Source organism: Camelimonas sp. FR25, from assembly GCF_059740505.1.
This window is the reverse complement of the sequence record NZ_JCAWFG010000014.1, coordinates 1-21,764: the sequence shown is the minus strand read 5'-3', so window position 1 is coordinate 21,764 and position 21,764 is coordinate 1. Positions and strand designations below refer to the sequence as shown.

21 protein-coding genes and 1 tRNA gene are annotated in these 21,764 nt (G+C 67.1%); 15 read left to right on the top strand and 7 right to left on the bottom strand.

Annotation, left to right across the window (positions count from 1 at the left end):
* From AC6A67_RS01060 to AC6A67_RS01050, 3 genes are all read left to right on the top strand, one after another.
* On the top strand, positions 1-191 hold a 191-nt coding region (locus AC6A67_RS01060), incomplete at its 5' end, for a hypothetical protein (protein WP_498034667.1).
* Positions 192-206: 15 nt separating this feature from the next.
* Positions 207-530: a hypothetical protein gene (locus AC6A67_RS01055; protein WP_498034666.1), complete on the top strand. Its 324-nt coding sequence runs from the start codon at positions 207-209 to the stop codon at positions 528-530.
* A 279-nt stretch (positions 531-809) separates the two neighbouring features.
* A complete protein-coding gene (locus AC6A67_RS01050) occupies positions 810-1,115 on the top strand; it encodes a hypothetical protein (RefSeq protein WP_498034665.1) in 306 nt (101 codons plus the stop codon).
* Positions 1,116-1,291: 176 nt separating this feature from the next.
* Here the strand turns inward: AC6A67_RS01050 and AC6A67_RS01045 are convergent, their stop codons facing one another.
* Together AC6A67_RS01045 and AC6A67_RS01040 are read right to left on the bottom strand one after the other, a co-directional pair.
* Entirely contained in the window at positions 1,292-1,552 is a 261-nt protein-coding gene (locus AC6A67_RS01045) for a hypothetical protein (protein WP_498034664.1), read from the bottom strand.
* A 196-nt stretch (positions 1,553-1,748) separates the two neighbouring features.
* Positions 1,749-2,186, bottom strand: coding sequence for a DUF1236 domain-containing protein (locus AC6A67_RS01040; protein WP_498034663.1), 438 nt, complete (start codon positions 2,184-2,186; stop codon positions 1,749-1,751).
* A gap of 457 nt (positions 2,187-2,643) precedes the next feature.
* Here AC6A67_RS01040 and AC6A67_RS01035 point away from each other — a divergent pair, with 457 nt between their 5' ends.
* The 5 genes from AC6A67_RS01035 to AC6A67_RS01015 all read left to right on the top strand — a co-directional run bounded on the left by AC6A67_RS01035 (position 2,644) and on the right by AC6A67_RS01015 (position 7,017).
* Positions 2,644-3,273 (top strand): phosphatase PAP2 family protein, encoded by a 630-nt coding sequence (locus tag AC6A67_RS01035; protein WP_498034662.1) that lies wholly within the window; start codon positions 2,644-2,646, stop codon positions 3,271-3,273.
* A 128-nt stretch (positions 3,274-3,401) separates the two neighbouring features.
* Positions 3,402-3,647 carry a zinc-finger domain-containing protein gene (locus tag AC6A67_RS01030; RefSeq protein ID WP_498034661.1) on the top strand — a complete coding sequence of 82 codons (246 nt, stop codon included), beginning with the start codon at positions 3,402-3,404 and terminating at the stop codon, positions 3,645-3,647.
* 394 nt (positions 3,648-4,041) lie between these two features.
* Entirely contained in the window at positions 4,042-5,280 is a 1,239-nt protein-coding gene (locus AC6A67_RS01025; protein ID WP_498034660.1) for an FAD-dependent monooxygenase, read from the top strand.
* Positions 5,281-5,537: 257 nt separating this feature from the next.
* Positions 5,538-5,622, top strand: a tRNA-Leu gene (locus AC6A67_RS01020).
* Positions 5,623-5,823: 201 nt separating this feature from the next.
* Entirely contained in the window at positions 5,824-7,017 is a 1,194-nt protein-coding gene (locus AC6A67_RS01015; protein WP_498034659.1) for a CaiB/BaiF CoA transferase family protein, read from the top strand.
* 110 nt (positions 7,018-7,127) lie between these two features.
* Here AC6A67_RS01015 and AC6A67_RS01010 read toward each other — a convergent pair whose 3' ends face one another.
* A complete protein-coding gene (locus AC6A67_RS01010) occupies positions 7,128-7,895 on the bottom strand; it encodes a competence/damage-inducible protein A (protein ID WP_498034658.1) in 768 nt (255 codons plus the stop codon).
* 293 nt (positions 7,896-8,188) lie between these two features.
* On the opposite strand from AC6A67_RS01010, the gene sfsA reads away from it, so the two are divergent.
* A complete protein-coding gene (sfsA, locus tag AC6A67_RS01005; protein WP_498034657.1) occupies positions 8,189-8,920 on the top strand; it encodes a DNA/RNA nuclease SfsA in 732 nt (243 codons plus the stop codon).
* A gap of 291 nt (positions 8,921-9,211) precedes the next feature.
* Here sfsA and AC6A67_RS01000 read toward each other — a convergent pair whose 3' ends face one another.
* Positions 9,212-10,351 (bottom strand): hypothetical protein, encoded by a 1,140-nt coding sequence (locus AC6A67_RS01000; RefSeq protein WP_498034656.1) that lies wholly within the window; start codon positions 10,349-10,351, stop codon positions 9,212-9,214.
* A 338-nt stretch (positions 10,352-10,689) separates the two neighbouring features.
* Entirely contained in the window at positions 10,690-11,847 is a 1,158-nt protein-coding gene (locus tag AC6A67_RS00995; protein WP_498034655.1) for a GGDEF domain-containing protein, read from the bottom strand.
* A 789-nt stretch (positions 11,848-12,636) separates the two neighbouring features.
* On the opposite strand from AC6A67_RS00995, the gene AC6A67_RS00990 reads away from it, so the two are divergent.
* Positions 12,637-13,440, top strand: coding sequence for an alpha/beta fold hydrolase (locus tag AC6A67_RS00990; RefSeq protein ID WP_498034654.1), 804 nt, complete (start codon positions 12,637-12,639; stop codon positions 13,438-13,440).
* A 57-nt stretch (positions 13,441-13,497) separates the two neighbouring features.
* Here the strand turns inward: AC6A67_RS00990 and AC6A67_RS00985 are convergent, their stop codons facing one another.
* A complete protein-coding gene (locus AC6A67_RS00985; protein ID WP_498034653.1) occupies positions 13,498-14,208 on the bottom strand; it encodes a hypothetical protein in 711 nt (236 codons plus the stop codon).
* A gap of 389 nt (positions 14,209-14,597) precedes the next feature.
* On the opposite strand from AC6A67_RS00985, the gene AC6A67_RS00980 reads away from it, so the two are divergent.
* Entirely contained in the window at positions 14,598-15,596 is a 999-nt protein-coding gene (locus tag AC6A67_RS00980; protein ID WP_498034652.1) for a P1 family peptidase, read from the top strand.
* A 26-nt stretch (positions 15,597-15,622) separates the two neighbouring features.
* On the opposite strand, the gene AC6A67_RS00975 is transcribed toward AC6A67_RS00980, so the two are convergent.
* The gene (locus tag AC6A67_RS00975; protein ID WP_498034668.1) at positions 15,623-16,897 is read right to left on the bottom strand and encodes an NAD(P)/FAD-dependent oxidoreductase; all 1,275 of its coding nucleotides are present in this window, start codon (positions 16,895-16,897) and stop codon (positions 15,623-15,625) included.
* Between the two features lie 384 nt (positions 16,898-17,281).
* Here AC6A67_RS00975 and AC6A67_RS00970 point away from each other — a divergent pair, with 384 nt between their 5' ends.
* The 4 genes from AC6A67_RS00970 to AC6A67_RS00955 all read left to right on the top strand — a co-directional run bounded on the left by AC6A67_RS00970 (position 17,282) and on the right by AC6A67_RS00955 (position 21,192).
* Entirely contained in the window at positions 17,282-18,247 is a 966-nt protein-coding gene (locus AC6A67_RS00970) for a hypothetical protein (RefSeq protein ID WP_498034651.1), read from the top strand.
* A gap of 166 nt (positions 18,248-18,413) precedes the next feature.
* A complete protein-coding gene (gene rpe, locus AC6A67_RS00965) occupies positions 18,414-19,097 on the top strand; it encodes a ribulose-phosphate 3-epimerase (protein WP_498034650.1) in 684 nt (227 codons plus the stop codon).
* A 76-nt stretch (positions 19,098-19,173) separates the two neighbouring features.
* Positions 19,174-20,481: an adenylosuccinate lyase gene (gene purB, locus AC6A67_RS00960; RefSeq protein WP_498034649.1), complete on the top strand. Its 1,308-nt coding sequence runs from the start codon at positions 19,174-19,176 to the stop codon at positions 20,479-20,481.
* 141 nt (positions 20,482-20,622) lie between these two features.
* Complete coding sequence (locus tag AC6A67_RS00955) at positions 20,623-21,192, top strand: RBBP9/YdeN family alpha/beta hydrolase (protein WP_498034648.1); 570 nt, start codon at positions 20,623-20,625, stop codon at positions 21,190-21,192.
* Positions 21,193-21,764: the final 572 nt, after the last annotated feature.

The following is a 21,764-nucleotide window of genomic DNA, read 5'->3' as shown; positions in this document are numbered from 1 at the left end:
GGGTGAAAAACAACAGCCTGCCCGATCCAGCGCCTGATGGTTCACCGATTATCCATCACAGCAGCGGCATGGCTGCTGCTGTCTCGCGCCAGCCGTCCTTGCGGCAGGCGCCCACCTGCGCTACCCGGGAGATGAAGCCAAGTTTACCTCAAGTTGACTGCGCCTACACATTCGAAAAACGCGATAAATAACGGGATGACCTGCTCATGCACCTGATGTCCAGCAAGATACGCGCCGGTTTGTGCGCAACAGCCGCAGGTTTTCTGGCCATTTTAGCTGGCGCATCTGGCGCGCACGCCTCAAGCGCTGAGGAGTGGCAGGCGTTTCAGGATAAGGTGAAGGCCGCCTGCCTCGCAGCGGCGCAGCCCGCATTGACGGTGAAGACTATCAATATCGACCCTTATGGCTCAGAATCGTATGGTTTTGCCATTCTGTTGGGGACGACTGCGGGCTCGGACACCCAACGCGTGATGGTCTGCGCCTTCAACAAGCAGTCAGAGGCCGCGGAAGTCAGTACTGTATTTGAATGAACGTCCGGAGGCCGCGCGGGCAGATCCGCCCGGGTCAGGCGCACAGTCCGCGACCGGGCGCCCAGATGCGACGACGGGCGACGCGCCTCAGCGCGCCCAGACGCCCGCCCAACGCACGTCACCCCACGCGGCGCGCCAGTTGCCACTCTGGCGCCAGCGTGCTGTTCTGCATTCTCCTCGGTAACAGCGCTCCGCAACGGGCACAGATCAATACAAATCTGGCACGTCGCTACGAAAACGCCAGACCAGCATCTGGACGACGGGGCGAGCAGGCAGAACATGAACGACACCGAGCGCAGTGTAACCTTGACCTTGACAGCCGCTGACTATGTTGCGGCCAATAGATTATTCATGTTGCGCCATCTGACTGGCCGCTGGCCCGTCCTGTGCTGGCTGCTCGCCGTTGCGCTGCTGGCCGGCGCGGCCTTTGTTCCGGCGGCGCGCATGCAGCCGACGCCCGTGGTCGCGCTGTTTTTCTGCGCCCTCGCGGTGGTCGTGGCCTTGCCATTCTATCAATATTTTTTGGCGCCGCCGCCTTTGCCCGCAAGGCCTACGCCGCCCAGAAAACCTTGCAGCGACCGATGACCGTGTCCTGGTCAGACAGCGGCTGAGCGCCGCCACCATCTTCAACCGACGCGACCCGATGTCAGAGATGACTGCCAACGCGCGATAACAGTCCCTGCCATCTGCGATGGATCAGGCCGCCCATGGGGTTGCGCGATGGCCGAGTCGTCCGGCGCCGTCCCGGCTGGCCACACACTTCAGTTCACGTTGAGCCCGTGGCGGACGCCATCCGGGTCAATTGTGGCAAGCGACACCAGCAGCCGTTCGCGCAGGTCACGCAATTCCTCATAGCGGGTGAAGTGTGGGCTGTTGTCGAGCAGCGCGCCAATCACCCCGCCGGGCTTTTCGTTGAACTGCAGCAAGTTGCGCCTGTTATTGTCCTGGATTGTCTGGCGCAGCGCGTCGATTTCCACGTCGATATCGCGCAATTCAGCGCGCAGGGCGTCCACGTCGATCATGCTGTCCTCCCATGTCACGTCGCAAACGCCACGTTAGAGCGCTTTGCGGCCCAACGGCAATTGTTGAAAGACGAGACGCTGTTCCCTCGATGGCGGCCTGCGCCCATCTGGCGCAGGCGCGCGCAACATGCCCCGGCCGAACAGGCCAGGGCATGCCGCCTTCCGGCAGGCGTTTCCGCCAGCAGCGGCCTCAGGGTCATTCAATGACCTGAACCACCCGTCGCGTGCCGACATCGACCAGAACTGGCTGGCCGTTGATCACGGTGTAGCGATAGCCATCGCGGACGCCATATTCCGCCGGCACTTCATAATAGGTCACGCCCCGTTCCGGCAGCACCGCGCCCACGCGCAACTCGTCCTCATATCGGTAGGACGGGACGCCCTGCTGCACGACATAGCTGCGGAACTTCGGTGAATTATCGCCGATGATGCCGCCGACCACCGCGCCGCCGACGCCGCCGACAACGGCGCCCACGGGGCCGCCAACAATGGCGCCGCCAACGGCGCCAGCAGTGGCGCCGCTCGCCGCCCCGCCCGCTGCGCCTTCAGGGTTCTTCTGGGCCAGCGCGCTGCCTGGGGCAAACGCCAACATCGGCGCCAGGGCAAAGACACTCGCGATCAATAGCTTGTTCATGACCAGTCTCCTTATCATGCTGTTCTGATCATCAACCCCGCAAAACCTCAGCTGGTTCCGACTGACCTTGCGTTTAGTCCGCCCCCAAACCTGTTGAACATTTTCTATACGTGAAATTGCGTGTCACGCATGCAGATTGACGTCAGATTTCCGTCATCTGAATCATCACATTTACCAATTTGCGCCATAATATTTGTCGAAATCCATACGACGGCCACGCGCCTAAGCCGATGCTGCGGCGGCAGCAACTGACGGGCGCGGCGCACACAAGCGGATTGCCCTGCGCCAGTGCGCCCCGCATTGTAGCGTCGCGCAAACTGCAACCCGAGGTCCCGTGTCGTCACCCCCATCGCCACCGCCCGCGCGGCGGAACGCAGCAACGCCCAGCCCCCTGGGCGCCCCGACTTCATGCCCGACGCCCGGCGCCGGCAGCCAGGTCTGGCCGATCGCCGTCGCCATGATTTGCCTCGCAGGCGCCGTCGCCACCGGTTGGCTTGCCCTCTCCGGCCAATGGGCTGACAGTGACGCGGCGATCTTGCGGGCGTTGCGTCAGGCCCAGGATCTGGCGATACCGGCAGGACCTGCCTGGGGCTTGCCGCTGGCGCGGGCCATCACGCTCACAGGCTCCTATGCCGGGCTCGCCGCCATGGCGCTGCTCACAGCCTTCTGGATCTGGCGCAGAGGAGCCCGCACGCTGGCGATACAATTGGTGAGCGGCGCCGCTGGCGCCATTATCCTCGCCGTGCTCGCCAAGGCGCTCGTCATGCGGCCGCGCCCGGAGATCACCACGCATCTGGCTGGCTTTGCCGGCTCAAGCTTTCCCAGCAGCCATGCGCTGCTGTCCATGGCGATTCTGCTGGTCATCGCCCTGACGCTGGGGCGGCTGTTTGGGCGAAGCGGCCTGCTGGTTAGCCTCGCCATCGCCGCGTCGCTGCTGATTGGCCTGACGCGGCTGTATCTCGGCGTGCACTGGCCGAGCGATGTTCTGGCGGGCTGGCTGCTGGGCGGCGCCTGGGGCGCTGGCTACGCGGCTGCGCTGCGTCTTACGCAGCGCAGCCGCGCAAGGTCGCCTTGCGCAGGCGGCTGAGCGCCGCGCCCTTTGGCGCCTGACTCTGGGCGCCTGACGCTGGGCGCCTGGCTCTTCGCGCCTGGCTCTGGCGTCAGGGCGCGCTTGCGCTTATGGTGCGCCGCGATTTCACTGCTGAGGATGCGACGATGGCGGCCCACTCCACCCCACACTTTCAGAATGATGCAGGCGTGCCGGTGATTGAGGTCGGCTCGCGCGAGTTCATGTGCATTGGCGCGCGCCCACCCTTCGATCACCCGCATATCTTCATCGATATGGGCAGCGAGAACGAGGCGGTGTGCAGCTATTGCTCCACTTTGTACCGCTTTAACGCTGGCCTGAAGCACGGCGCCTGCCTGCCCGCCGATTGCGCATGGGAAGCCGCCGCAGCCTGAGCATTGGCCGCGCCTCACCGACTGCGTTTTTGCGCCGGGCGCCACAACGGCGGGGCGCGGTTTTAGCTGCGCCGCGGGGTTCGCGCCCATTTGTGCCTGACGGGATGACAGGGGCCCTCGCCGCCCGTGGGGCTTTCCGCAGGCCGCGGCTGGCCTGGCTACAGCGGGCGGTCGCCAAACCGCCACAGTTCTGCCCTGTGCTGATACGCCTCTGACGTCGTCCGCGGCGCGCATTTTCACCTGACGTTCAGTTCTGATCGTCCAGAAGACGGCTCGAAGACGTGCGACGGGCGCCTGAGCCGCAACAGGCCGCAGGGCCAGGCCCGAGGCGCACCACGCCTACAGGTCACCCAGATAAACGGCCCACCTGGGGCCGGCAGCATCCGAAAGATCAATGACACGCACCGCCATTCCCGGCGCAGGCGCCGCGATTATTGCCGGCGCCGGCATCGGCGGCCTCGCCGCCGCTCTCGCCCTTCAGGACATTGGCGTCGCCAGCACCCTGGTCGAAAAACGCACGGCGCTGAACGAAACCGGCGCAGGCATCCAGCTTTCTCCCAACGCCAGCAATGTGCTGTTCTCCCTCGGCCTCGGCCCGACGCTGCTGCGCTACGCCGTGCAGCCTGAGCGCGTGCGCGTGCGCGCCCTGCGCGGCGGCGAGGAGTTGTCCTGCATGGAGTTGGGCGAGGCGATGGCGCAGCGCTATGGCGCGCCTTACCTCGTCATCGCCCGCTCCGATCTGCACATGGTGATGCTCGACGCCTTGCGTGGTCGCAGCGCCACCCGCATCCTCGCCGGGCGCACCGCCCAGGCGGCGCGCAGCGAAGATGACGCTGCGGTGGTGCAGGTGGTCAGCTCCAATGGCCGTGCAGAAGACCTCCGCGCCGACATCGCCATCGCCGCCGACGGCGTCTGGTCGCGGTTGCGTAAGGAGATGGGCGCGCAGCCGCCGCGCTTTCGCGGCTATCACGCCTGGCGGGCGGTCGTGCCGGCCAGCGCCCTGCCCGCTGGCCTCAGCCCGTGGGAGACCGGCCTGTGGCTGGGCGGCGGACGCCATCTGGTGCACTACGGCATCTCCGCCGGCGCCGCCGTCAATATTGTTGCGGTGGTTCCTTCGAAGGAGCCGCTGCCCGAGTGGAGCCACAGCGCTGATCCGGCGATCATCCGCAAAGCGTTCGACAAGGCGGACCCGCGCCTGCGCGAACTGCTGGCCAACGCCAGCGACTGGCGCATCCACGCGCTGCACGATGCGCCGCCGCCGCCAACCTGGAGCCAGGGCCGCGTGGCGCTGCTCGGCGACGCCGCCCACCCGGTGCTGCCATTCCTCGCCCAGGGCGGCGCCCTCGCCATTGAAGACGCCGCCGTGCTGGCCGCGTTGTTGGGCGAGGCGTTGAGCGTCGGCATGGCGCCGGGGCGCGCGCTCGACATGTATGGCGCCGCCCGCCGCGCCCGCGCCATCAAGGTGCAGCAACAGGCGCGCAACAATGGCCGCATCTACCATCTGCCCGCGCCACTCAGCATGGCGCGCAATCTGGTGATGGGCCGGCTCGGCGGCGCCGGCATGCTCGGACGCTACGACTGGCTGTATGGCTGGCGCCCGCCCAGGGCGGTGCGCGGCGTCGAAGCCGGATGAAGGCGGACTGAGGCGGGCCAGCATCTCGCCGCGACGCCTTGCGGCCATGGCCACGCACGACGCCGCATCCTGGCCCGCCACATATCCGGCGTATAGCCACGGCAAAGGTCTGGCGCGGCACGGAACCGCTTGAAAGCGGCAACACCTTAACGCATAAGCTATGCAGCCAATATCGCTGCCCTGGCGCGCCTGACCGTCTGACAATCACGTCTGATGGGTCAGCTTGCAGACCAGCGCCGATGGTTGTGGCCGGTCTTGCGGACGTGGCGAAATGGTAGACGCAGCAGACTTAAAATCTGCCTCTCCCTGAGAGTACGGGTTCGAGTCCCGTCGTCCGCACCAACCTTGTCCCGCCGGGGACGCCGCATCGCCCCGCCATGCTGCCCTGAATCGCGCGCGCTCACCCGTTGACTGCCGCCACTGCATGGCCCGCAGAGGCGCCCCGCCGCGCAGCCGATTGCCGAACCTCAGCCTCCATGACACCCTGAAGCAAATCAGGGCATGGCGCGCCGTGCCGACAAGAAACAGGGACAGGAGACGCCGGTGACGCAACAACCGGGAGAAGCCCCGCCTTATGCGGGCGGCATGTTTACAGGCCTGCGCGTATTGGACGTGGCGTCCTTTGTCGCGGCGCCGGCTGCTGCGACCATGCTGGGGGATTTTGGCGCCGACGTCATCAAGGTCGAGCCGCCGGAGGGCGGCGATCCGATGCGCACCTTCCACCTCGCCCCCGGTCTCAACCCCAGCGAGCATGCCTATTTCTGGACGGTTCTGGCCCGCAACAAGCGCAGCCTGGCGCTGGATCTCAAGCAGCCGCAGGAGCGCGAGAAGCTCTACAGGCTCGTGCGTAGCGCCGACGTGTTCATCACCAATATGCCGCTCAGGGCGCGCGAGCGCCTCGGCATCAGCTGGGAGCAGGTGCGCGGCCTCAATGAGCGGCTGATCTACGCCTCCTTCACCGGCTTTGGTGAAACCGGGCCAGAGAAAGACCTCGCCGCCTTCGACGCCACGGCTTGGTGGGCGCGCTCCGGCCTGATGGACCAGGTGCGGCCCACCGATGACAGCGCTCCGGCCCGCTCCACCCCAGGCATGGGCGACCATATGGGCGCGCTGGCCCTGTATGGGGCGATCGTCTCGGCGCTGTATCGCCGCGAACGCACCGGGCGCGGCGCCCACGTCGGCTCGTCGCTGATCGCCAATGGCGCGTGGTCCAACGCCATCTCCATCCAGGGCGCGCTGGCTGGCGTTGAGCCGCCGCGCCCCGTGCCGCGCCTCGACGGCCAGAACCCGCTCGGCAATCATTATATGTGCGCCTACGGCCGCTGGCTGACCCTCTCTGTCACCGCCAACCAGCAGGCGCATTGCTGGCCGCAGGTGACGCGGCTGCTCGGCGTGCCGGAGCTGACCAATGATCCGCGCTTCGCCACCATGGCCAGCCGCGCCGAGCATGCGCCAGAGCTGATCGCCCTGTTCGACCGCATCTTCGCCACCCGCGCCGCCACCATATGGAGCCCGCTGCTGACCTCAGCCGGCGTCACCCACAGCGTGGTGGCCAGGGCCGGCGACGCCGCCCATGACGAACAGATGCTGGCCGCTGACGTGCTGACGCCGATGTATGGCGCGCCCGGCGCGCCGCTGACCATCAACAGCCCGCTGTGGTTTGAGGACGAGCCCAAGCGCCCCCCCGCCGCTCCGCCGGCGCTGGGCGCGCACAACGCCGAATTGCTCGACGGCTGAGCGGGCCCACCGACCAGGTGTGACAACGGACGTGGGGCGGCGATGGGCTGGGGTGGCGTCAGGCCTGTTACGGCCTGTGGCTAGCATGACAGCGCAGTCGCCCGCCTGCTTTATGGCCGGGCCACGCCGGTGGCGTCGCGCACCGGCAGCTCCGCCAGCATCGCCTCGATCGCCGCCTGCGCGGCGGCGAGCCGCGCGCTATCACGGCAACGCAACACCAGATTGGTGTTGAAGCCCTTCTCATCGTTGAAGGGGTAGCTGCCCATCATCACATCCGGGAAGGCCCTGGCTACGGCGGCGAAAGGCGTGGCCACATCGCCCTCGCGGGCGTCGGCGCGGATCGACACCGACTGCAGCTTCTGTCCGGTGCGCAGTTTGGGCGCCACCCAATCCATCATCGACTGCATGATCGCCGGCACCCCGGCCATGGTGATGACATTGCCAATCCAGAAGCCAGGGGCGCTGGACACCTCATTAAGCACCAGCTCGGCCCCGGCGGGGATGCGCGCCATGCGCAGCCGGGCGGGGGTCAGATCCTCCGGCTTCAGCCGCTTCAGCAATTCCTTTACCGCCCGCTCATCCACATCGATGCTGACGCCAAACGCCGCCGCCACCGCATCCGCCGTGATGTCGTCATGGGTCGGGCCGATGCCGCCGGTGGTGAAGACATAATCATAGCGCTGGCGCAGCGCGTTAAGCGCCGCGACGATGTCGCCATGTTCGTCAGCGACGACGCGCACTTCCTTCAGATCCACGCCGATATTGGTGAGGTATTCGGCGATGAAGCCGATGTTGCGGTCCTTGGTGCGGCCCGAGAGGATCTCGTCGCCAATCACCAGCACCGCCGCCGTCACCTGAATGCTGCCCTGTTCTGACATCTCGCCCTCTTGTCGCCGAACGACGCGTATGGCCCCTCAACCTTCACCAGGCCGCCCGCGTAGACTGATGGCGCAGAATGCGCTCAACCGGAAGCAAAATGCGCATGCGGTCGGCGCAGACTGCGGCGGGACGCCCTACTGATCACCGCAATGCCGCAGCCAATCTCGACCAGCCGTCGTCCAGGCGGCGCATCCGGCGCCTGGCGAGCCGCCATAATTCTCCCGCCATGCGCCCCACACCCGCGCCCTTATGGCTATAGCCACGGCGCATGGCGCTGTAATACCCATGGCCCATGCATTACCCCTCGCCCTTGGTGGAAGCCCGGCTTCTGCGTCGCTACAAACGATTTCTCGCCGACATGGAGCTGGCCGACGGCACACTGGTCACCGCCCATTGCGCCAACCCAGGCGCGATGCTGGGACTGACCACGCCTGGCAGCCGCAGCATGCTGTCGCGCTCCAGCAACCCGAAGCGGGCGCTGCCATGGTCGTGGGAGCTGGTGGAGATCGACGCGCCGCATGCGCCGCAATGGGTTGGCATCAATACGGCCTTGCCCAATGCGCTGGCCGCCGAAGCCATCGCCGCCGGACGCATTGCGCCCCTCACCGGCTACGCCAGCCTGCGGCGCGAGGTGCGCTATGGCAAATCCAGCCGCATCGACATCCTGCTCGAAGATCCGGCCCGCCCGCCCTGCTATGTCGAAGTCAAGAACGTCCATTTGATGCGACAGGCGGGGCTGGCCGAATTTCCGGACTGCGTCACCGCGAGGGGAGCAAAACATCTGGCCGAACTCGCCGATATGGTCGCGGTCGGCCACCGCGCCGTGATGCTCTATGTCGTGCAGATGCGCGCCACGCGATTCAGCCTCGCCGCCGACCTTGACCCGACCTACGCAGCGGCCTGGCAGGCGGCGACCGCGGCGGGCGTGGAGACCTGCGTGACTCTCGTCGACGTGACGCCGGAGCGCCTGCAGATCAGCGATTGCATCCCCATGACGCCGCCGCCAGCCGGGCCCGCCGCATAGTCACGTGCGCAGCGCTGCCCAAGGCGCGGACAGGCATCGACGATATGGCGTACGGCGCAGGCAGCGCTTTCACTGCCCTGTCATGCATGTGCCCCATGGTAAGGCCATGCGCCTTGTGCGCCGATCAGCGTTCTCGCGTCACCTCAACCCGTGAGGCCAGCCATGCCCGGCATGGTGTACGGCAAGCCATCGCAGCCGCAGGGCTTTGCCCGCGGCAGACACAACAAAGCCCCGGAAGCACGCCTCCGGGGCCAGAAATGCATGGACTGCTGGAGCTATGCCGTCTGCGGCTCAGCCACGACCTGGCGCGAGCGCGATAACCTCTGCGCCAGGCGCCGCAAGCCGACGGCGCATGCCCGAGCGATACAGCGCCACCGCCTCACGATCGCGCCGGGCGCTGGCCAGCGCCATATAGGCCGCGTCGATCAGGGCGTTGACGTCATAGCCAACCGATTCGGTCGAGGCCACGCCAACCCGGATGGTCCAGCCCTGGGCGCGGCAAATCCGGTCGAGACCTGCGATCACCGACTGATAATGCGCCTGGGCGTCGGCGGCCGACCAGCGGCACAGCACGGCGGCCAGCTCGGTGCGGCCCACGATGCTGAACTGGTCAACAGCCTTGACGCTGCCCTCGAAGCGCCGCAGCACCTTCTCGAAAGCTGCGGCGTCAGGGTGCTGGGCCCCCTGGCCGAGATCAATGTGAATGAAGGCCATCGACACCGGCTCGTTGCGGCTGCGGTACTGGCGCAGCAGCAGACGGACATTGGCGAAAAAGGTGCTGCGCGAGCGGATGTGATGGTGGTCGGCGGCGTCGTCCCACCGCTTCTCAGCGGCGTTGCGATCCTCGCGCGACAGGGCCAGGGCGAAGGTGCCAAACGGGATCGTGGTGATGATCGAGATCAGGAACAGCGCCGAATAGGCCCAATCCTCGCTCGGCGCGGCGCCGATCGGATATGGGAAGGTCGGGATAACAAAAATGCGCGCCACATAGGCCAACGCCGTCCCGGCGCACAACACGATCATCGGCAGACGAGCGCCGAGCGACACGTTCTGGGCGCGGACAAACTCGAACGCCGACACCGCCCAGGTGAAGGCGTAGAGGAAGCTGACGGCGCGCATCTGCGCCACCGAACCATTGTCGAACAGGCCAGAGAAGCCAATGACGATCCAGCAGGCCGGAGGCAGGAACACCATGGGCAAGACCACCGGCCGGCCCGCAAAGGTGCGAACGCCCTGCCAGGACATGCCATAAGCCAGCATGATGACGAGAATGCCGAGGAAATTACGCTCGTCGAACGAGTAAGGCAGCAATTCGACCAGAACGCGCAACACGCCGCCGACAAGGAACGATGCAGCCCACCAGGCCAGATAAAGGGCCTGGGGATTCTTTCGCCAGAAGTACAGCAGCACCGCGCCCTGCGCCGCGCTCACCAGAGCTCCGGACAGAAGGAGCATCTCGACATTGACCAGCATGCCTGCACCGAAATCCAAAGAGCTAAGGCGTCGTTATCCCAGGAGGACAACACCCACTTACGCATAAACGCCGCTGTCCCCACAACCTTGCGCTTCAGGGTTAGCTGAAACGTGAAGACTGGGAGGGCGCGACTTTTAACGTGTCAAGAAGACCGGAACCGCCAGGGCGGCTCCACATCCATACTTGGCTGTATCACCAATTGTAGTGGCTTAGTCAACCGTTATGAGACGGACGTACCACGATTATCTGCTCTGACACAGCAGGCACGCCATAGTTGAACAAACGTTTGAGCAGGTCAATCCCGCCCCATCGCGACGCGCGGCATTTTTCGCGACGGATGATAATGGGCGACTGGCTCGCCCGAGTATCGGGCGCTGCGCAACGACTGCTCGGCCGCCACAACCATAGCGCGTAGATCGGCGTTTTCCTGGGTCGAACTGACGAGCCCGGCGCGCATCAACGTGGGATGGCCCACCGCGGCGCTGGCCGCCGCGAACCGCTCGGCCAGGGCGTTGGCCATGTCGCTTCCTTCGCCGATGGCGGCGTCGCTCAGCAGAATGGCGAAATCCGCGCCATTCATGCGGGCGATCAGGTCGGTCGGCTTCAGCGCGCCCGAAGCGGTGCGGGCAAAAATCCGCAACGCTTCGTCATCCACCATGCCGCCCGGCGAGGCGAGGCGCACCAGGGCGAGGCAGGCCGAGCGGCCATCCTCGTGATGGCGGGCGACCATGCGTGCGCCTTGCAGGAAGAAGGCGCCGCGGCGCAGCGCCCCGGTCACCGGATCAACCACAGCCTGGGTGTCCCTGCCGGCCTCACTGCGCCCATGCGCCATCCCCACCGAGAAAAACGCCACCATCGACAGCAGCACGAAGATCAGCAGCGACGCAACGCCAAACCAGACGCTCTCGCCGCCGCGCTGCGACCCCAGCGGAAACGGTAATTCGGCGTTGAAGGCGGCCCGGACCGCGAACATCACGCAGAAGGCGATGGCGACCACGAGGAAAGTGTGGCGCGGCGCATGGCCATCCGCCTTCCACAGCAGGGTTTCAATGGCGCAGATGAAGAAGCAGCTGGCCATGAACGTCGACAAAATGGTCGTGCGGACCGTAGCCTCCGTCATGAACGGGGCCAGGAAATAGCCAGCGACCCATATCGCCGCTGGCAGCAACAGGAGCAGGGGCGGCGTGGCGCGATGGCGCAATCGTCGCGCCGCTGCGATAAACAGTGCGCCCGAGGTGGCGACAATAGCCCCGCCAAGACCGCTGGCCACGTCCACCCCAAACAGCGCCCGGCTGCCGAGCAGCGCGAAGCCGCCGCCAAACGCCATGAAGGCGAGGCCACTCAGACCGAGCGCTGGCGGCCGGCCGTCGCGGTTCCAGAACAACAACAGCAACAGACCCTGCACAATCGCCGTACAATAAGTGGCGACAATGATCGTGGGCATATCAAGCATAACGCACGATCCAGCCTGGAATTGGGTTACGTCAAATCGGTCACGCCGCCCTGAAGGCGAACAACGCAACCCCGCACACACGTATGTCGGATGTTGCAGCGGTTGAAATGTCGCGAGAACGTTCGCTGTATCGCAAGCGCGCGCCTGGCGCGGCTAACGCCGGTCAAATCCAGGCGCCGCCGCCTGATCACCATAGCCCGACGCATGCGCAGCGACAGCGGCCGTCCCCCGCATAAAACACAACCCCCTCTGCAATATTTGCAGGTCACCTGCGGCATCATCCCGGGAAACACCAAAGTTATCAACTTCAACTGAGCCATTTCAGGCTCCTGCTTGGTGTTACATCACGGAGTCGTGATGTCGTCCGTATGGGCAGGGCGCGCGCAGGGGATGCGCCAGCGCAACAACGTGCGCAACGCCCGGCCATACACCGCTCCTCGCCCGGGTTAGCGCTACGGCACGTTACAAGATCATGGGCCCGCGGGCAGCGGCAGTGCGCCCGCCACCGGCGGCGATGCGTCGTCGTGGGCGCAGGGCCCAGGCACAACTGGCTTCAGAAGCAACGCGACACGCCCTTTGCTCCTGGCGCGCAGCAGGCGATGATCATTGACCAACGCGACGCCAAATGTGCGGACGAACGCCCGCAGCGCACGGTGCGTAATACCAGGCCGCGAAGCTGCTAACGCATCCGCGACCTGAAATGCTCAGGCGCCGCACGGGCTTGACCAGACCGCGATGAATCGTGCTCATCGGGGTCTGGTATAACGCCGCGCCAGGGAGAGCCGCCGCATGCCATTGACACCCACCCGACGCCACAGCTTCAACATCGTCTGTGACGGACCGGATGACGCCCCGGCGCTGGTCATGGCTCACCCGCTCGGCGCATCGCTCGATATCTGGTCGCCGCAGGTGGGGCGGCTGGCGCGCAGCTTCCGGGTGATCCGCTACGACGCGCGTGGGCATGGCGCCTCGCCGACCCCGGCGAGCGCCGGGATCGAAGCCGGGCGCGACGGCGTCGGCGCACTGGGTCAGGACGCCCTCGACATTATGGACGCGCTCGGGATCGAACGGGCGCACTGGTGCGGCCTGTCGATGGGCGGCATGGTGGGCCAATGGCTGCTGGCCCATGCGCCGGAGAGGCTTGATCGGGTCGTCCTGGCCAACACCGCCGCCAGCACCGGCCCGGCCGCGGCGTGGAGCGAGCGCCTCGCCTTGCTGAAGTCCGAGGGCGTCGCCGGGCTGATCGACGGCATCATGGCGCGCTGGTTCACGCCAGCCTTCGCCGCCGCCAATCCGGACAAGGTGGCGCGGGTGCGCCAGCTGGTGCTGCGCACCACGCCTGAGGGCTATGCGGCCTGCGCCATGGCGCTGCGCGGCATGGACCTGCAACAGGCGATCGCTGGCGCAACGCCGCCGACCCTGGTGATCGCCGGCGCCCATGACGCGGGAACCACCCCCGAGCAGGCGGCCTTCATCGCCGGGCAATTGGCGCAGGCCAGGCTTCTGACGCTGGACGCAGCGCATCTGTCCAACGTCGAGCAGGCTGGCCTGTTCTCGGATGCGGTCAGCAGTTTCTTCAATGGTGAAGACTGAAGCGGAAAGGCCGCCGGCGCCGTGACGCCGCGTGCGCCGCCAGCGCTGCGCGTCGGCTCAGCCGCGCAGCGCCAGCTGCGGCGCCCATTGCAGCACATGCAGCACGCCAGTACGCCACAGGCCCGTCAGCATCAGCAGGCCACACAGCACCAGAATGGCCGAGGCGGCGAGGCCAGGCCCGGCGCCGCGTGCATCACGCGCCGCGAATAGCGCCGCCAGCGCAGCCATCAGGCCGGCGGCGAGCACAAATGGCGCCGCCATGGCCAACGCATAGCCCGCCAGCAGCGCCATGCCGCCCGTGCCGCCGTCAGCCAGGCGGGCGACGATGCCGCGCAGGGCTGGCCCCATGGCGGGAAGCCAGTTGAAGCCGCAGGCAAGGCCCACCAGCCAGCTCCCCCACAGGCCCCCTGGCCGCGGCAGGCTGGTCCAGGCGGGCCCGGGCCGACAGAACGACGCCAGCAGCGACAGGCCGGTGAGTACAAGGGCCAGGGCGCCGATCTGGCGCAAAACCTCGAGCCAGCCCGCGACGGGCGAGACGCCGGCGAAGCTCGCCGCCACCAAGATCACCGCCGCCGCGAAACCCAGCGCAAAGGCGGCCGCCATGGCAAAGGCGCGCTGCGCCGTGCGCGCGGGGCGCCACGGCGGCGGCGCCTCGCAGGCCTCCGCCGCCAGCAAGGCCAGCAGCGGCGCCAGCATCAGCGCCACGCCAGGCTGCAAGAACCCTGAAAATCCGCCCACCACCGCCGCAGCCACATCCGCCATCATCATGAAGCACCCCTGTCTGCGCCCGGCATCCCTCTGGCGTAGATAGCGCATGCCAGGCGCATTCTGAACCGCAACCTGCCGCCGCCGTCGTGCGTCTGGTTGTTTCCGCTTGTCAAACAGCGAAGGCGGCGTTCCGTTTCGTAGCGCGGCTATGCCAGAGGCAATGACAAGGGGCGACAGGGCGACAGCGCGACAGCGCGCTGGCCCACCCAGCACGGTTTTTTTTCCAGGCGGATCATGGCCAACGCTGTTGGCGCGAGCCGGCCTACGCGTCACCATGGCGGATGGCGGGTGGCGGATATTGCAGGCGGCGCGCGGCGGGCGAAACGCCTGATCATTTATGGGGGGCAAGCAACTATGGGGGGGGGAAGCAACTATGGGGGAAGGAAACCATGTCGCGTAATCTGATCACCGATGTCGCGGGGCTAAAAGTCGGGTCGGCTGAAGACGCACGCGTCGCCACCGGCGTCACCGCCATTGTCTTCGATGCGCCGGCGACGGCCTCGGTGGCGGTGCTCGGCGGCGGGCCGGGGACGCGCGAGACCGAACTGCTGTCGCCGGAAATGACGGTGCAGCAGGTCGACGCCATTCTGCTTAGCGGCGGCTCGGCCTTCGGCCTTGCGGCGGCTGATGGCGCCATGATCGAGCTAGCGGCGCGGGGGCGCGGATTTCAGGTCGGTCCGGCGCGCATCCCCATCGTGCCGCAGGCCATCTGCTTCGACATGATGAACGGCGGCGACAAGAACTGGGGCGACGCCCCGCCCTATCGCGAGCTGGGCCGCGCCGCCGTCGCCAGCGCGGCGCTGGATTTCGCCACCGGCAGCCATGGCGCGGGCCTCGGCGCCACCACCGCCAATCTCAAGGGCGGGCTTGGCTCGGCCAGCGCCGTCACCAGTAGCGGCCATCGTGTCGGCGCCATCGTCGTCGTCAACGCCATCGGCTCGGTGGTGGTCAATGACGGACCGCATTTCTGGGCGGCGCCATTTGAGCGCGACGCAGAATTCGGCGGCCTCGGCTGGCCCGCCGCGGTCTCGGCCGCCAATCTCAGGACGCCGCTGAAAGGCGTCGTCGCCAACACCACCATCGGCCTCGTCGCCACCGACGCCATACTCAGCAAAGCGGAGGCCAAACGCATGGCGCTGTCGGCCCATGACGGCTATGCGCGGGCCATTCGCCCGGCCCACACGCCGCTGGATGGCGACATTGTCTTCGGCGCCAGCACAGGTCTGCGGCCGGTCGCCGATCCGGTGTTCGAACTGACCGAATTGTGCATCGCCGCCGCCGATGTCATGGCGCGGGCGGTGGCGCGGGGTGTCTACGACGCCATTGGCCTGCCGTTCCCCAGCGCGCTGCCCGCATGGCGCGACCGCTTCGGCGGCGGCAAGCCCTGACGTCTAGCGTCCGGACTGCCCCAGCCTCAGCGCCCGCCGAAGCGGGTGGCGCGGAACGGCGCCGGATCAACAAAGGGCGGCTCGCCGGTGATCATATCGGCGATCAGCCGCCCGGTGACCGGGCCCAGCGTCAGGCCGTGATGGGCGTGGCCAAACGCAAACCACAGGCGGTGGTGCCGGGGCGCAGGCCCGATGATCGGCAGCATGTCCGGCGTGCATGGCCGTGACCCCATCCATGGCTGCGGCTCCAGCCGGTCGCCGAGCGGGAAGAAATCGCGGGCGATCGGCTCGGCCCGGCCGAGCTGCACCGGGGTGCGCGGGGCGTCGCGCAGGGCGAATTCGGCGCCGGTGGTCAGGCGGATGCCCTGGCGCATGGGCGCGAGGAAATAGCCGCGCTCGGCGTCGAGCACCGGGTGATTGAGCACCGCCTCGCCCGCCGCCTGATAATGCATGTGATAGCCGCGCTTCACGGCCAGCGGCAGGTCATAGCCGAGGGCGCGCGTCGCCACGTCCGCCCACGGACCGAGAGCGATCACCGCATCGCGCCCCGCCACCCAGCGATCGCCGGAGCGCACCCGCCAACCCGCGCCATGCGACTGCAGCGAACCGGCGTTGGCCTGGACAAAGCGCGCGCCATGGCGCTGCGCCAGCCCCAGATAAGCCATGCACAGCGCATGCGGATCGCTGACCGACCACGGGTCGGTCCAGTGCAGCGCGCCTGTCAGCTCCGGCGTCAGATGCGGCTCGGCCTGTTGCAGCGCCTCGGGCGTCAGCTCGCGATAGCCAACGCCGAAATCACGCCGCCAGCGCGCCGCCTCGGCGAAGCGGATATCGCGCTCGCACGCCGTGCGGAACACCTTCATCCAGCCGCCGTCGCGCAACAAAGCGCTCGCCCCCGCCGCCTCAGCCAGCGCCCGATGCTCGCTGACGCAATGGCGGATCAGCGTCTCATACTGGCGGGCGATGGCGTCGTGGGACCGCGCCTGTGAATGCCGCCAGTAGCGATACAGGAAGGGCGCGATGGTGAGCAGGGCCGACAGATGGTAATGCGCGTCGATGGTGCGATTGAAGCCATAGCGCAGCAGCGCGCCGAAATCGTGCGGAAAGCCATATGGGTAGACTCCCTCGCGCTGGATCAGCCCGGCGTTGCCATAGGAGGTCTCCTCCCCCGGCGGGCGCCGGTCGATCACCACCACGCTCTGTCCGCGCATGGCGAGCATGGCGGCGATCGATACGCCGATGATGCCGGCGCCGAGCACCAGCACATCGGCCTCCTCCGCCGCTTCCGCCGCCAAAAACATGCCTGTGGCCAAGGCTGACTGGTCAGCCGGTTTGCCGATTGTCTGGCCAGCGGACTGGACCGGAGACTGGGCGGAGGTCACATCTGTCATGGGTTTTCCTGATCACCGGATGGGTGTCGACGCCACATATTCCCACATTCACTTGCGTAAATACGTCATGACTTGGCGCATGATCGCGGCGCCGGCAGCGATCATGCGATGGTGGACGGCGGTCGTTCAGCATCAGGCCCCTCATGCCGCTCCGCCTGACAGGCGACGCGCCGCCCCATTTTCAACGCTGGGTCCAGGGCTTCTACGCTGGGGCGCAGCGAGGGGCTGGCGTGGTTCTGCGTTCGGCGCCATGGTCCCGCCGTGGCGGTTCCTGGCGCCGCCGGGAAAGCCTGTATGCCTTTATTGCGTCACCTCTGCGATCTGCTCGCCCTGATGGGCCGTTATGGCGCCCCCGGCTTCGTCGTCGCCGTCATGGTCGGCCTGGCGCTGCCGCAACTGGCGGAAATTTTCCGCCCTTTGCTGGCGCCGGTGCAATTTGTGTTTCTGGCCATCATGTTCGCCCGTACGGATATGGCGCCAATCCGCGCCATGTTGCGCCGACCGTTGCGGCTTGCCTACGCCTGCATCTGGCTGTTGGTCGTCCCAATTTTGGTGACCGCGACATTGATCTTTCTCATGCGGCGCAACGGCGCGGACCCAGGGCTGGTTCTGGGGCTTGCGGTCATGGCCGCAGCGCCGCCTGTCATATCAGCGCCCGCCATCGCCATGTTGTTCCGTTTTAATCCGACATTGATCGTCGCCTCGGTGGTGATCACCACGGCGCTGGCGCCGTTGGCCTCGCCCTTCGCCGCCGAATGGCTGGCGGGCGCGCACATCCCGATGGACGCAGGCGCCCTCGCCCTGCGGCTGGCCCTGCTGATCGGCGGCGGCATGGCCACCGGCGCCCTCGTCCGGCGTCTGGCGGGGCCGGAGCGCATCGCCCAGGCGCGTCAGCAGCTGGATGGGGTGATTGTCGCGCTATTCGCCATCTTCGCCACGGCGGCGATGGACGGCGTCACCGCCATGGCCTACGCCCAGCCGCTCACTGTCACGGCTTATCTGGCGCTGGCCTGCGGCCTCACCATCGTGGGATTTGCGCTCACGGTCGTGGCCTTGCGCGGCTTCAGCGCCACGGACCAGTTCCTGCTGGCCTACGGAACCGGCCAGCGCAATATGGGCCTGCTGATCGCCGCCATGGGCGCGGCGGTCCCGCAAAAGACCTATCTGTTGTTTTCGCTGGCGCAGATCCCGATATTTCTGGCCCCGCAATTGCTGACGCCGCTTGCCCGCCGGCTGCAACCGCCAGACGCCGGCCACTGAGCAGACCGCGGGCGGACCAGACTGAGCTGGACGATGACCTCATCGCCGCCAGCGCCCTGGCCCAACGCCTGGCCGGGTGGCGGCTGCGACATTGTCCCGGAAGCGTCAGAGTGCTAGAGCCCCGCTGACAGCTTTACATGTTCATAAAACCCAGGAAGGCGCGCGCATGCGAGCTCCGGTGATCATTGCTCCATCCATCCTGTCCGCCGATTACGCCCGGTTCGGAGAGGAAGTCCGCGCCATCGACGAGGCCGGCGCCGACTGGATCCATGTCGACGTCATGGACGGCCATTTCGTGCCGAACATCTCCTTTGGCCCGGATGTGATGAAGGCGCTGCGCCCCTACAGCAGCAAGCTGTTCGACGTGCATCTGATGATTGCCCCGGTCGACGCTTATCTCGAAGCCTTCGCCAAGGCTGGCGCCGACCGCATCAGCGTCCATGTCGAGGCTGGGCCGCACCTGCACCGCTCGCTGCAGGCGATCAACGCCCTCGGCAAGCAGGCTGGCGTGGTGATCAATCCGGCGACCCCGGTATCGACCCTCGAGAACGTGCTCGATCTGATCGACATGGTGATGGTGATGTCGGTGAACCCGGGCTTCGGCGGCCAGGCGTTCATTCCCCAGGCCGTGACCAAGGTCGCCCAGGTCAAGGCGCTGATTGGCGATCGCCCGATCCACATTGAGGTCGACGGCGGCGTCAATCCGGAGACCGCAGGTCCGCTGGCCGCCGCAGGCGCCAACGCTTTGGTGGCTGGCTCCGCCGCCTTCAAGGGCGGCCCCAGCCAGTACGCCGCCAATATCGCCGCCATCCGCCGCGCCGCCGAGATCGCGCGCGGCGACCTCGTCTGAGCCGATCACGCCACTGGCGCCGCCGCCCACGGCTGGACGGCGCCCCGACCCCTATCGCACTGCAAGAGCCACGCCCATGATCCCGCGCTATAGCCGCCCCGAAATGGTCTCCATCTGGACGCCAGAGACCCGCTTCCGCATCTGGTTCGAGATCGAGGCGCACGCCACCACCGCGCTGGCGAAGCTGGGCGTGGTGCCGCAGGACGCCGCCGACAAGGTGTGGGAAGAAGGCGCCAAGGCGGTGTTCGACATCGACCGCATCGATGAGATCGAGCGCGAGACCAAGCACGACGTCATCGCCTTCCTGACGCATCTGGCCGAAATCGTCGGCCCGGAAGCCCGCTTCGTGCACCAGGGCATGACCTCGTCGGACGTGCTCGACACCTGCCTGAACGTGCAGCTGGCCCGCGCCGCCGACATCCTGCTGGCCGACATGGACCTGCTGCTCGCCGCCATCAAGCGGCGCGCCTTCGAGTTCAAGATGACGCCGACCATCGGCCGCTCGCATGGCATTCATGCCGAGCCAGTGACCTTCGGCCTGAAGATGGCCCAGGCCTACGCCGAGTTCGAGCGTAACCGCGAGCGCCTCGTCGCCGCCCGCAAGGAGATCGCCACCTGCGCCATTTCCGGCGCCGTCGGCACCTTCGCCAATATCGAGCCGCAGGTTGAGGAATACGTCGCCGAGCAGATGGGCCTCGCCGTCGAGCCCGTCTCGACCCAGGTGATCCCGCGCGACCGGCACGCCATGTTCTTCGCCACCCTCGGCGTCATCGCCTCGTCGATCGAGCGTCTGGCCATTGAGGTGCGCCATTTGCAGCGCTCCGAGGTTCTGGAAGCCGAGGAGTTCTTCTCGGAAGGCCAGAAGGGCTCTTCGGCCATGCCGCACAAGCGCAATCCGGTGCTCACCGAGAACCTGACCGGCCTCGCCCGCATGGTCCGCGCCTTCGCGCTGCCGGCGATGGAGAACGTCGCCCTGTGGCATGAGCGCGACATCTCGCACTCCTCGGTCGAGCGCATGATCGGCCCCGACGCCACCGTCACCCTCGACTTCGCGCTGGTGCGTCTCGCCGGCGTCATCGACAAATTGATGGTCTATCCTGAGAACATGCAGAAAAACCTCGACCGTCTCGGCGGCCTGGTTCACTCGCAGCGCGTGCTGCTGGCCCTGACCCAGAAGGGCGCCAGCCGCGAGGACAGCTATCGCCTCGTGCAGCGCAACGCCATGCCGGTGTGGCGCGGCGAGGGCGACTTCATGACCCTGCTCAAGAACGACGCTGACGTGAAGAAATATCTCACCGACGCCGAGATCGAAGAGAAGTTCGACCTCGGCTACCATCTCAAGCACGTCGACACGATCTTCCGCCGGGTGTTCGGCGAGGCCTGAGCCGCCCACCCAAGCGGTCGCCTGATGGGCCTGCCGCCTTAAGAACGCCCGCCGCCATGGCGGGCGTTTGCTTTTGCGACAGAGCCCTGGCAAAACCACGCCATTGCGCCAGGGTTGCAGCCCCTGGGACAGGAGCACGCCATGAAAGCCGCTGATTGCGATATCCTGATCATTCCCGGCTGGGCCGGCTCGGACGAGAACCATTGGCAGAGCCGCTGGCGCGCCAAATTGTCGACCGCGCAGCTGGTGGAGCAGGATGACTGGCACAAGCCGCACCTCGCCGCCTGGACCGACCGGCTGCTGACGGCGGCCACCGGCAAGAGCCGGCCGCAGGTGCTGGTGGCCCACTCCATCGGCTGCATCGTCGTGGCCAACGCCGCCGCCCAACTGGCCGCCGCCACCGGCCGTCCCGGCCACATCGCCGGCGCCTGGCTGGTGGCCCCGCCGTCCGAGAAGGCCGTGCGCGCCATCCCCGGCGTCGATCCGGCCTTCACGCCGTTCCCGCGCCAGCCCCTGCCCTTCCCGTCCGTGGTGGTCAGCGGCAACGATGACCCCTATTGCCCGCAGGACGAAGCGAAGGCGCTGGCCGAGGCCTGGGGCGCGCGGTTTCTCGATGCGGGCGAATCCGGCCACATCAACAGCGCCAGCGGCCACGGCCCATGGCCAGACGGCATCCTGCGCTTCGCCACCTTCCTGCGCGACCTGAGCTGAAGGCAGGCGCGCGGCTGCGTCAACCGCGCAGCGATGGCCCGCCACACGGCGCCCCCGCCGCTCTCCACACCGCCACGCGCCCCACCGCCGTCATCCCCGTGCTCGTCACGGGGATCCACGTCCTGCCACAGCCACCTCCACCCGCCGCCCGGCCAACCACGCGACGTCACGGCAATGGCGCCGATCCGGCGCCCTCCCCGCTAACGGTTTCATGCGCCCAGCCGCCGGCAAGGCGTGGATGCCCGTGACGAGCACGGGCATGACGCGTCGGTGGCGGCGCGGGGTAAGGCCATCCGTCACCGTGGGCGCCCGCTCGTATCAGGCCATCATCAGCCAAGCCCGTCACGCGCCAGCGCCGCCGCTCTCCCACCGCCACGCCCCCCACCGCCGTCATCCCCGTGCTTGTCACGGGGATCCACGTCTTGCCACAGCCATCACCCGCCGCCGCCCGGACAGTCTCGAGACGTCACGGCCATGGCGCCGATCCGGCGCCCTCCCCGCTAACGGGTTTGTGCGCCGAACCGCCGGCAAGACGTGGATGCCCGTGACGAGCACGGGCATGACGCGATGGT

Bases quoted from the DNA above. Each gene is read 5' to 3' on its own strand.
- AC6A67_RS01055 (WP_498034666.1), top strand. From the start codon at position 207: ATGCACCTGATGTCCAGCAAGATACGCGCCGGTTTGTGCGCAACAGCC.
- AC6A67_RS01050 (WP_498034665.1), top strand. From the start codon at position 810: ATGAACGACACCGAGCGCAGTGTAACCTTGACCTTGACAGCCGCTGAC.
- AC6A67_RS01045 (WP_498034664.1), bottom strand. From the start codon at position 1,552: ATGATCGACGTGGACGCCCTGCGCGCTGAATTGCGCGATATCGACGTG.
- AC6A67_RS01040 (WP_498034663.1), bottom strand. From the start codon at position 2,186: ATGAACAAGCTATTGATCGCGAGTGTCTTTGCCCTGGCGCCGATGTTG.
- AC6A67_RS01035 (WP_498034662.1), top strand. From the start codon at position 2,644: ATGATTTGCCTCGCAGGCGCCGTCGCCACCGGTTGGCTTGCCCTCTCC.
- AC6A67_RS01030 (WP_498034661.1), top strand. From the start codon at position 3,402: ATGGCGGCCCACTCCACCCCACACTTTCAGAATGATGCAGGCGTGCCG.
- AC6A67_RS01025 (WP_498034660.1), top strand. From the start codon at position 4,042: ATGACACGCACCGCCATTCCCGGCGCAGGCGCCGCGATTATTGCCGGC.
- AC6A67_RS01010 (WP_498034658.1), bottom strand. From the start codon at position 7,895: ATGTCAGAACAGGGCAGCATTCAGGTGACGGCGGCGGTGCTGGTGATT.
- sfsA (WP_498034657.1), top strand. From the start codon at position 8,189: ATGCATTACCCCTCGCCCTTGGTGGAAGCCCGGCTTCTGCGTCGCTAC.
- AC6A67_RS00995 (WP_498034655.1), bottom strand. From the start codon at position 11,847: ATGCTTGATATGCCCACGATCATTGTCGCCACTTATTGTACGGCGATT.
- AC6A67_RS00990 (WP_498034654.1), top strand. From the start codon at position 12,637: ATGCCATTGACACCCACCCGACGCCACAGCTTCAACATCGTCTGTGAC.
- AC6A67_RS00985 (WP_498034653.1), bottom strand. From the start codon at position 14,208: ATGATGATGGCGGATGTGGCTGCGGCGGTGGTGGGCGGATTTTCAGGG.
- AC6A67_RS00980 (WP_498034652.1), top strand. From the start codon at position 14,598: ATGTCGCGTAATCTGATCACCGATGTCGCGGGGCTAAAAGTCGGGTCG.
- AC6A67_RS00975 (WP_498034668.1), bottom strand. From the start codon at position 16,897: ATGTTTTTGGCGGCGGAAGCGGCGGAGGAGGCCGATGTGCTGGTGCTC.
- AC6A67_RS00970 (WP_498034651.1), top strand. From the start codon at position 17,282: ATGCCTTTATTGCGTCACCTCTGCGATCTGCTCGCCCTGATGGGCCGT.
- rpe (WP_498034650.1), top strand. From the start codon at position 18,414: ATGCGAGCTCCGGTGATCATTGCTCCATCCATCCTGTCCGCCGATTAC.
- purB (WP_498034649.1), top strand. From the start codon at position 19,174: ATGATCCCGCGCTATAGCCGCCCCGAAATGGTCTCCATCTGGACGCCA.
- AC6A67_RS00955 (WP_498034648.1), top strand. From the start codon at position 20,623: ATGAAAGCCGCTGATTGCGATATCCTGATCATTCCCGGCTGGGCCGGC.